This window comes from Nocardia sp. NPDC059154 (assembly GCF_042755705.1).
GTDB lineage: Bacteria > Actinomycetota > Actinomycetes > Mycobacteriales > Mycobacteriaceae > Nocardia.
Window position 1 is genome coordinate 8,519 of record NZ_JBHZCS010000122.1, and the last position, 8,853, is coordinate 17,371.

The window sequence follows — 8,853 nt, forward strand, 5'->3', positions numbered from 1 at the left end:
GGGGAGGGGGAAGCCCCCCCGCAAAAACGCAACGGAGGCAAAAGAAAACCAAAAAAAACGGTGGCACCTCCCCCCTTTCCCCCCCCCCCACTGTCGTATCGCCTCCGCGTCACAGCGAGCGGGAGATGATCTCCTTCATGATCTCGCTGGTGCCGCCGTAGATGCGGTTCACGCGCGAACCCGTGTACATGTTCGCGATCGGGTACTCCATCATGTAGCCGTAGCCGCCGAACAGCTGCAGGCACTTGTCGACCACCTTGTCGGCGGTCTCGGCGGCGAACAGCTTGGCCATGGACGCGGTCGACGGATCGTTCTTGCCATCGATGTACTGCTGAATCGCGTAGTCCACCAGCGTCTTGATGGCCAGCGTCTCGGTCTTGACCTCGGCCAGGGTGAAGGCGTTGTGCTGGAACTTCCCGATCGGGCGGCCGAACGCCTCGCGCTCCTTGGAGTAGCGCAGCGCCTCCAGCACCGCCGCCTCGGCCAAGGCCGAGCACAGGCTGGCGATGATCAGGCGCTCGCGGGCCAGCTGCTCCATCAGCTGATAGAAGCCCAGACCCTCCTGCGCGCCGAGCAGATTGGCGACCGGAACGCGCATGTCGGAGAAGAACAGCTCGCGGGTGTCCTGGGCGTGCTGGCCCATCTTCTCCAGCACCCGGCCGCGCTCGAAGCCCGGCAGATCCTTGGTCTCGGCCACGATCAGCGAGACGCCGGCCGCACCCTGGGACGGGTCGGTCTTGGCCACGATCACCAGCAGATCGCAGTGAGTTCCATTGGAGATGAACGTCTTCGAGCCGTTGATGACGTAGTGGTCGCCCTCGCGGATGGCGGTGGTGCGCACCGACTGCAGGTCCGAACCGGTGCCCGGCTCGGTCATGGCGATGGCCAGCACCAGCTCACCGCTGATGATGCCGGGCAGCCACTTCCGGCGCTGCTCCTCATTGCCGTAGTGATAGACGTAGTGCGACACGATCGGCGAGTGCACCGAGAAACCGAAGCCATTGTCGTGCGCGTAGACCAGCTCCTCCTGGACCACGGCCTGCAGGCCGAAATCGCCGCCCGCGCCGCCGAATTCCTCGGGCAGGTCCAGCCCGAGCAGACCGGCGTCACCGGCCTTGTTCCAGAACTCGCGATCGACCATGTGCTGCTTGGTCCAGCGCTCGCGGTTGGGCGCGGACTCCTTGCGGAAGAACTCCGCCGCGTGCTTGCGCAGCTCGCGGTGCTGGTCCGTCTCCCAGGTGGGGCGGTAGTCGGGGAACAGTACGGACATCGGTGTCACTCTCCGTTGTTGCGTCGGATGCCGTTGAGCGGCAGGTCGTCCCGAGCGGCGATGGCTACGAGCTCGGCAATGGTCTTGTCGGCGAACACCGCCCCCAGCGCCGTGGACACCGCGCGTTCCGCGCCGAGCATGTCGGCCACCGGTCGATCCCCGGTCAGGGGCCGCATCGCTGGTTCCGCCATGCAGCGAACGATACAGTTGTATCGTAAATGGTTCAATGATAACGCCAGCTCAGCGCCTGACCGGGAACCGCTACCACTCGACGTAAAATCGGCGGACGCAATCGACGAGTTGAGGGGCGATGCTGAATCCACGAGCCACCAATGACGACCTGACCGCCAAGGCCCGTATCCGCAATGCCGCCATGGACCTGTTCGCCCAGTACGGCGACTCCCGGGTCTCGCTGCGCGCGGTGGCCGCCGAGGCCGGCGTCACTCTCGGGCTCGTCCAGCACCATTTCAAGACCAAGGACGGCCTGCGCGACGCGGTCGACAAGCTGGTCGTCGACTACTTCGCCCAGACCGTCGCTTCGATTCCCCCCACCGGCACGCACGCCGAAGTCGCGTCGGCCCGCGACGAAGCGGTCCGCCGGATGCTGCACGACAACCCGGCCGTCGTGAACTACATCCGCCGCTCGCTGCTGGAACCCTCGGAAACCCGCATCCACCTGCTGGACGCGCTCGTGGACCTGACCCGCAGCGAGGTCGCCGGCCTGCGGGAGGCCGGCCTGGCCTCCACCGACAAGCCCGAATCCGCCCAGATTGTCGCCGTCCTGATCCGCCAATTCGGCGAACTCCTGCTGGCCCCCATGCTCGACGCCGTCTGGGAACGCGTCTCCCCCGACAACCCCACCCGCCCGCGCCTGTCGATCACCGTCAGGGACTGAGCAGCCGGAGCCGGACCGGGCTCAGCGCAGGTGAGTCTCGAAGAAGGCGAAGATGCGTCGCCAGGCGTCCTCGGTGGCCTCTTCGTTGTAGCCGAGGCCCGCGACCCGGATGACCGGTTCGGCCGGGGTGAGGTTGGCGAAGGCGTGGGTGGCGCCGGGGTAGGTCTTCACATCGTGGTCGATGCCGTAGTCGGTCAGGACGCGTTCGAGTTTCGGGCCGCGGCCGGGATTGGCGGGGTCGAGGGCGCCGTAGCTGGCGACGATGGGGCAGGAACCGCGCAGGATGTCCTCGTAGTTGCCGCGGCCGGAGGGATAGAACGGCGCCGCGGCGTCGAAACCCTTGGTGGCGGCCAGGAGTGCGAACCCGCCGCCCAGGCAGAAGCCGACCACGGCCACCCGGCCGGTGCAGTTCGGATCGGCGATGAGATGGGCGCGGGCGCTGAGGATGTCGTGGACGGTGGTGCCGTTCCCATTGGACAGCAGTTCCCGGATCACGCTCGGCACGCACCGAACCCGGCCGCGCGTGAAAAGATTCGGGACGATGGCGAGATACCCGTTGCCGGACAGGCGGCCGGCGATGGTCCGCATGTCGTCGTTGACACCCACCATGTCGTGCACCACCACGACACCGGGCCAGGGCCCGGGTCCGGCCGGAGTGGCGACATACGCGTCGATGGTGCCGTCGGGTGTGGTCAGTTGGATCATGCTCACCGGTGAGCCCCCTCCGTCGGAGATCGAACTAACCGGGGCATCGTAGCGCGTCTGGGACAATGCGCCGCTTCCCCGCCGCGCATCGCGACGGGGGCGGCCGAGTTCCGGTGCGTGCGATCAGCTTTCGACGGGCAGACCCGCCTCGGTCCAATCCTCAATACCGTCCCGGTACTTGCGGACATTGGTGTAGCCCAGCCGCTCCAGCCGGGTGGCCACGTTCTGACTGTTGGGGCAGGCGGCGTTGGAGCAATAGGTGACGATGGCCGCGTCGCGATCCGGAAGGAGGTGCGGCGCGCGGCTTTCCACCTCGGCCTCGACCAGCGTGAGCGCGCCGGGGAGGTGGGCCTTGGCGTAGTACTCGCCGCCGAGGGCGTCGAGCACGATGACCGAACCGGCCTCGATCTCTTGCACGAGTTCGTCGCGTGTGATGAGCGCAGTCATGGGAGTTCCTTTCCGAACAATATGTGCGTGTGCACGCTACTATTTATGTGCGCGCGCACGCAACTGGTTATGATGTTCCGGTGTCCGCTTCCCGATCCCATCCGGCCGTCCACGCCTGGGCCGCCCTGCTGCAGGTCCACGCGAAACTCGTGCCCGAGCTCGACGCGGCCCTGCGCCGCGCCACCGGACTGCCGCTGAGCTGGTACGACGTGCTGCTGGAACTCGATGGGCCACACCGGCTCCGAATGAGCGACCTGGGTGAGCGGGTGGTGCTGAGCCGCACCCGGGTCAGCCGCCTGGTGACCGAGATGGAGTCGCACGGTTTGGTTCGGCGTGAATCCAATCCCGACGACGGCCGCTCGGCGTTCGTGAGCATTACCGATGCGGGCCGCCACCGCTTCCGTGAGGCCGCGCCGCACTATCTGACCGGCATCGAGCAGCGCTTCGGGGGCAGACTGGATCCGGCCGAACTCGAGACCGTGGCAACGGCATTGCGCAAGGTGCTCGGCCCGGCCGAGGTGACCACACCGGATTCGAACAGAGGAGACATCTAGTGCGTTTCGGCATCTTCATCCCGCAGGGCTGGCGGCTCGACCTGGTCGGCATCGATCCCCCCGCACAGTGGGGAGTGATGCGGGACCTGGCGCAGCGCGCGGATTCGGGGGACGTCTGGGAGTCACTGTGGGTGTACGACCACTTCCACACCGTGCCGGTCCCCACCGAGGAGGCCACCCACGAGGCGTGGTCGCTCATGTCCGCGCTGGCGGCCAGCACCACGCGCATCCGGCTGGGCCAGATGTGCACCGCCATGAGCTACCGGGACCCCGCCTACCTGGCCAAGGTCGCCGCCACCGTGGATCTCATCTCGGGCGGCCGGGTGGAAATGGGCATCGGCGGCGGCTGGTACGAGCACGAATGGCGCGCCTACGGTTACGGATTCCCCTCCGCCGGTGTGCGATTGGGCCGCCTGGACGAGGGCGTGCAGATCTTCAGGCAGGCGTGGACCACCGGCAAGGCCACTCTCGACGGCAAGCACTACCAGGTCGACGGCGCGATTGTGCGCCCGCTTCCCCTGCAGGAGGGCGGAATTCCGATCTGGATCGCGGGCGGCGGCGAGAAGGTGACGCTCCGCATCGCGGCGAAGTACGCCCAGTACACCAACTTCGCGGGCGATCCGGAGACCTTCACCCAGAAGTCGGACCTGCTGCGCGCCCACTGTGCCGCGGTCGGAACGGAATTCGACGCCATCACCCGGAGCTCCAACTTCAATACCCTGATCGGCGCGACCGAGGCCGAGGTGCAGGACCGCCTGTCCCAGCTGGAGGCCCGCCTGACCCCCTTCGTCGGGGCCGAGGGCGCGGCCCAGCACGTGAAGGATATGTTCCGTGACTCCCCCTCCGTCGGCACCCCCGAGCAGATCGTCGAACGGCTCTCGCGCGTCGAGGATCTCGGGCTGGGCTACTCCATCCACTACTTCCCGGAGACCGCCTACGACACCTCCGGCCTGGAGCTCTTCGAGCGCGAGGTCGTTCCCGCACTGCGCTGAACCCGAAAACCGCCCGCTGACACCGATGTCCGGGTCAGCGGGCGGCATGCGGTGCATCGCCGGATCGGACCGATGGATCGACACCCGATGCGCGGTTCGGGTCGGTCAGGGGGAAGCACCTGACACGGTGTCGCACGGCCGATCCGGCGAGCCGCCGGGTGGTCAGCGGGGCAGCGTCACCGGATCGGTGCAGCTGGCGGGGGCGTCGACCAGCGAGCAGGTCTTGGGCTCGCGGGTCGGGCGGTAGCCGGCGGGGACGCCGCCCGCGCGGGTGATCTCGGTGTAGGCCGGGACCGCGTCGGTGGGGCGGCGGGTGAGGGTGGGGTCGGTCAGGACGTCCACCGTGTAGAGGCCGAATCGCGGTGTGTAGGAACCCCATTCGTAGTTGTCGGTGAGGCTCCAGTAGTTGTAGCCGATCACGTTCATGCCGTCGGCCTTGGCGCGCTGTACCCAGTAGACGGTGTCGCGCAGGTCGTCCGCCCGGGTGTACCCGTCGTCGCGCGGCCTGCCGTTCTCCGTGGGCATGCCGTTCTCGACGATATAGAGCGGCTTACCCGGGAAGGCGTGCGAATAGTGTTCCAGCGCATAGTAGATGCCGTCGGCCTGCAGCGGGTTGTGCCAGAGCTGGCTGATGTTCGCCGAACGCAGAGCGTCCGGGGACAGGCCGTAGTAGTAGTCGATTCCGATGTAGTCCAGCTTGGCGGCGACCTTGCCGATGAGCGGGCCGTTCACCGCGTCCTCCGCCGACGGGATGTAGGCGACATTGCTGGTGACCAGCGCGTCCGGCTGGACCTGGTGGATGTAGTCGTAGATGGCGTTGTGCGCCTGCGCGATCCGGTCCTGCATTATCGGCACCGCGGTCACCGGCAGCGAGCCCATCCGGACCTCGTTGATCATGTACATGGCCGGCTCGTTGAACGTGACCCAGAGCGGATTGCCCGCCGCGTAGCGGTCCACGATGGTGCGCGCGTTGGCCAGCCAGTCGTCGACCATCCCCGGCCGATTCCAGCCGCCCCGATCCGCCTCCCAGCCCGGGTACACCCAGTGGTCGAGGGTCAGCATGGGCCGCATGCCCGCCGCCTCGATGGCCCCGATCACCCTGTCGTAGAAGCGAAGTCCGTCCTCGTCCCACACGCCCGGCCGGGGCTGCACCCGCGCCCATTCGACGCCGATCCGGTACACCTTCACGCCCAGTTGCCTCGCCAGCTGGATATCGGACTCGTAGCGGTCGGCGAAGTCGATCGAATCCCCGTACGGGTCATCGGTTTTCCCGGAGGCGGCGTAGCGGGACCAATTGCTGTCCGGCGCATGCCCTTCGGACTGGAATCCCGAGGCCGCCACGCCCCACAGGAAGTCCGGGCCGAGCGGCGCGATCCTGGCGGGCGGTTCCGGCCGGGCGAAGGCCGGGGCCGCACTCACGGTGAGGGCGGCGGAGGCAGCCAGGACGACCAGGGCGAGATTGCGGCGGCGGAATCGCATGGGCAAAACCGTACAGCGCTCGGTTTTGGTGGACAAGCAACTCTCAGAGTCCGCTTAAACTCGACCGATGGCGAAACGAGGCCCCTACGGGAAAGGCATCGAACGGCGGGAGCAGATCCTGGAGGCCGCGCTGCACACCATTGCCGAGCGCGGATTCCTGGCCACCTCGGTGGCCGAGCTGGCCGAGGCGGTCGGCCTGAGCCAGAGCGGGCTGCTGCACTACTTCGGCTCCAAGGAGGAGCTGTTCGTCGCGGTCCTGCGCAAACGCGACGAGATCGACGTGGCCGCCATGGGCGACCCCACGCCCGAGGCGCTCATCCAGCTCATTCGCCGTAATACCCAGGTGCCCGGCCTCATCGAGCTGTTCACCCACATGCAGGCGGCCGCCGCCGATCCGAACCATCCCGCCCACGAGTACATGCGCCTGCACTACGAACTCGGCACCGCCGGCTTCGCCGAGCTCATCCGCGGCATGCAGCGGGCAGGCGGCATCCCCGAGTCCGTCGACTCCGAGGTGATGGCCACCGCGTTCATGGCCCTGGCCGACGGCCTGCAATCGCGCTGGCTCATCGACCCGTCCATCGACATGGAGTTCTATCTCCGGCAGTGCTGGACCCGGTTCACCGGCATGACGTTCACCGGCGACTGATGCACTGATCGCGACCCCGCCGCTGTCACAGTTCGCTCATCTCGACACCGGCGATTGCCGCACCCTGTTCCGCACCGCCCTCGAAAAGGCTTGGGACGACATCCCTTCCATCTGACCCCGGGGTCGCGCTGTACCCCAGGATCGCGGTGGCCGCGGCCGCACCGTACGCACGACTCGCGACATCCGGACGCACGGACGGGAAGTTCGAGCGATGTATCACGGTGACGTTGTTGGCCAGCGTCACCGTGCCGTCCACGCGGGTCACCACGCAGTTGCCACCCGACTTGGCCGTCAGATCGACCACCACCGCGTCGTTCGGCAAGGCTGCCAGACCCGACCGGTCCAGCAGCACCGGCGCGGCCGCCCCGCGCCGTCCGGCCGCGCACACCACCAGATTCGGACGGACGGAACGGATGTAGTCCGCGACCCGGTCCGGATCGGGATCGAGGAGAAAACGATTCGCGCCCCGGGCCGACGCGGCGGCGCGCTGCTCGGCTCGGCGACCGATGGCGGCCGGCGACGCATCACCACAGCGAACCGCGGCGTCGATGGCGGCGAGCCCGGCCTGCCCACATCCGATGATCAGCGCACGCACTACACAATCCGGATCCTGCTCGCGTAGGCGCTCACGCCCCTCGCGGTAGGCCACCTCACCGGCGATCCGGCTCATGGCGGTCAGCGGATCGAGGTGAGCCGTTTCGAGATCCGGTGGCATGTGCTCGAAGCCCACCGACTCCACCCCGTATTGACTCAGCCGGTGAATGGACCGGCGGCGTTTCACCGGATCCTGGAATCCGAGTAGTAGTTGCCCGGTCCGCGTCGGCATCGTATCCAGGTCGTAGGCAGGCGGTTTCACCCAGGCGACCAGGTCGGCGACGGCGAAGACACACTCGGGTCCCGGCACCACCGAGGCGCCGGCGGCCCGATAGTCGGCGTCGTCGAACCGGGCCCACCGCCCGGCATCCTGCTCCACCACCACCTTCAGCCCGCTGCGGACCAGCGCCGTCACATCTTCCGGTGTGGAGGCGACACGCAATTCGTGGGCGGCGGTTTCGCGCAGCACGCCGACGGTGGAGACACGGGGGGACCGAGCCGGAATCCGTCGTTCCAGCAGGGCGCCGGAATACGTCATGCCGGCGTCGATCCGCTGGAGCAGCCGCTCGATGCGGTCGAACAACTCGACGACCAGGTCCGGACCCACCTCACCGGTGGCGCGCCGGGGCGTTGTCACATTGAGCCGGACGCCCATTCGATGCGATCCGGTGCGGTCCAGCGCCACGCAGTCGATACCGGCCGCCATCAGCAGCAGGTCCTCCAGGTCCGCGCTGGATCGCACCGCCGCCGCCGACATCACCCCGGCATCGAATTCGATCGTGAGGAACATGCCGTCCCGGCTGCCCAGCGGCCGCAGTAGTTCGGTGCCGAATCCGGCATTGATCCCGGCCACCAGCCGACGCGCGAAATCCATCCGCTCCCGCAGCAGCACGCGGTTCCGGATCAGGTATCCGTCCGAGGTGCCCTCGATCGTGGCACGGGCCAGATGCGTGGTCTCACGCTGGAAGGCGACACGCAGTCGCTCGCGTACCCGGGCCAGCCACTGCTGGTCTCCCGAACAGGCCGCACCCAGCTTGCACGGCCCGAAGGCATTGAACGCCTTGGAATTACCGGTGATGCTGAGGACCCGGTCATACAGGCGGACCGGACCATCGGCCGTCGGGACGACGATCGACGCAATCGGGATGTGCCCCTCGACCAGTAGGTCGAACGACATATCGCAGATCACCGGCACATCGGCGGCGACGAGTACCCGGCCGATCTCGACCAGCTGCTCGACGGTGTAGTCGGCGACCACCGGGTTGCCG

General features: G+C 67.6%; 10 protein-coding genes. 4 read left to right on the top strand and 6 right to left on the bottom strand.

Features of this window, described 5'->3' with window-relative positions:
- Positions 1-109: 109 nt before the first annotated feature.
- Together ACFXN1_RS49255 and ACFXN1_RS49260 are read right to left on the bottom strand one after the other, a co-directional pair.
- Positions 110-1,270 (bottom strand): acyl-CoA dehydrogenase family protein, encoded by a 1,161-nt coding sequence (locus ACFXN1_RS49255; protein ID WP_379436545.1) that lies wholly within the window; start codon positions 1,268-1,270, stop codon positions 110-112.
- A 5-nt stretch (positions 1,271-1,275) separates the two neighbouring features.
- Entirely contained in the window at positions 1,276-1,461 is a 186-nt protein-coding gene (locus ACFXN1_RS49260) for a hypothetical protein (protein WP_379436543.1), read from the bottom strand.
- 119 nt (positions 1,462-1,580) lie between these two features.
- Between ACFXN1_RS49260 and ACFXN1_RS49265 the strand changes: the two genes are divergently transcribed.
- On the top strand, positions 1,581-2,165 hold the full coding sequence (locus tag ACFXN1_RS49265) for a helix-turn-helix domain-containing protein (protein WP_354841517.1): 585 nt from the start codon (positions 1,581-1,583) through the stop codon (positions 2,163-2,165).
- A gap of 21 nt (positions 2,166-2,186) precedes the next feature.
- Here the strand turns inward: ACFXN1_RS49265 and ACFXN1_RS49270 are convergent, their stop codons facing one another.
- Positions 2,187-2,876: a dienelactone hydrolase family protein gene (locus ACFXN1_RS49270; RefSeq protein WP_379436542.1), complete on the bottom strand. Its 690-nt coding sequence runs from the start codon at positions 2,874-2,876 to the stop codon at positions 2,187-2,189.
- Positions 2,877-2,993: 117 nt separating this feature from the next.
- Complete coding sequence (locus tag ACFXN1_RS49275) at positions 2,994-3,317, bottom strand: rhodanese-like domain-containing protein (RefSeq protein WP_379436540.1); 324 nt, start codon at positions 3,315-3,317, stop codon at positions 2,994-2,996.
- Between the two features lie 80 nt (positions 3,318-3,397).
- Between ACFXN1_RS49275 and ACFXN1_RS49280 the strand changes: the two genes are divergently transcribed.
- Positions 3,398-3,871, top strand: a complete 474-nt coding sequence (locus ACFXN1_RS49280; RefSeq protein WP_379436539.1) for a MarR family winged helix-turn-helix transcriptional regulator — start codon at positions 3,398-3,400, stop codon at positions 3,869-3,871.
- Positions 3,871-4,863: an LLM class F420-dependent oxidoreductase gene (locus ACFXN1_RS49285; RefSeq protein ID WP_379436537.1), complete on the top strand. Its 993-nt coding sequence runs from the start codon at positions 3,871-3,873 to the stop codon at positions 4,861-4,863. The genes ACFXN1_RS49280 and ACFXN1_RS49285 overlap by 1 nt, the downstream gene beginning before the upstream one ends.
- Before the next feature lie 162 nt (positions 4,864-5,025).
- Here ACFXN1_RS49285 and ACFXN1_RS49290 read toward each other — a convergent pair whose 3' ends face one another.
- The gene (locus ACFXN1_RS49290; protein WP_379436536.1) at positions 5,026-6,342 is read right to left on the bottom strand and encodes a family 1 glycosylhydrolase; all 1,317 of its coding nucleotides are present in this window, start codon (positions 6,340-6,342) and stop codon (positions 5,026-5,028) included.
- 67 nt (positions 6,343-6,409) lie between these two features.
- Here ACFXN1_RS49290 and ACFXN1_RS49295 point away from each other — a divergent pair, with 67 nt between their 5' ends.
- Entirely contained in the window at positions 6,410-6,991 is a 582-nt protein-coding gene (locus tag ACFXN1_RS49295; RefSeq protein WP_379436534.1) for a TetR/AcrR family transcriptional regulator, read from the top strand.
- Between the two features lie 25 nt (positions 6,992-7,016).
- On the opposite strand, the gene ACFXN1_RS49300 is transcribed toward ACFXN1_RS49295, so the two are convergent.
- Positions 7,017-8,853 (bottom strand): aminotransferase class I/II-fold pyridoxal phosphate-dependent enzyme (locus tag ACFXN1_RS49300; RefSeq protein WP_379464069.1); only part of this gene is annotated, 1,837 nt, incomplete at its 5' end.

What these genes read in the sequence shown, in the direction of transcription:
- ACFXN1_RS49255 (WP_379436545.1), bottom strand. Translation starts at nt 1,270, where the DNA reads ATGTCCGTACTGTTCCCCGACTACCGCCCCACCTGGGAGACGGACCAG.
- ACFXN1_RS49260 (WP_379436543.1), bottom strand. Translation starts at nt 1,461, where the DNA reads ATGGCGGAACCAGCGATGCGGCCCCTGACCGGGGATCGACCGGTGGCC.
- ACFXN1_RS49265 (WP_354841517.1), top strand. Translation starts at nt 1,581, where the DNA reads ATGCTGAATCCACGAGCCACCAATGACGACCTGACCGCCAAGGCCCGT.
- ACFXN1_RS49275 (WP_379436540.1), bottom strand. Translation starts at nt 3,317, where the DNA reads ATGACTGCGCTCATCACACGCGACGAACTCGTGCAAGAGATCGAGGCC.
- ACFXN1_RS49290 (WP_379436536.1), bottom strand. Translation starts at nt 6,342, where the DNA reads ATGCGATTCCGCCGCCGCAATCTCGCCCTGGTCGTCCTGGCTGCCTCC.
- ACFXN1_RS49295 (WP_379436534.1), top strand. Translation starts at nt 6,410, where the DNA reads ATGGCGAAACGAGGCCCCTACGGGAAAGGCATCGAACGGCGGGAGCAG.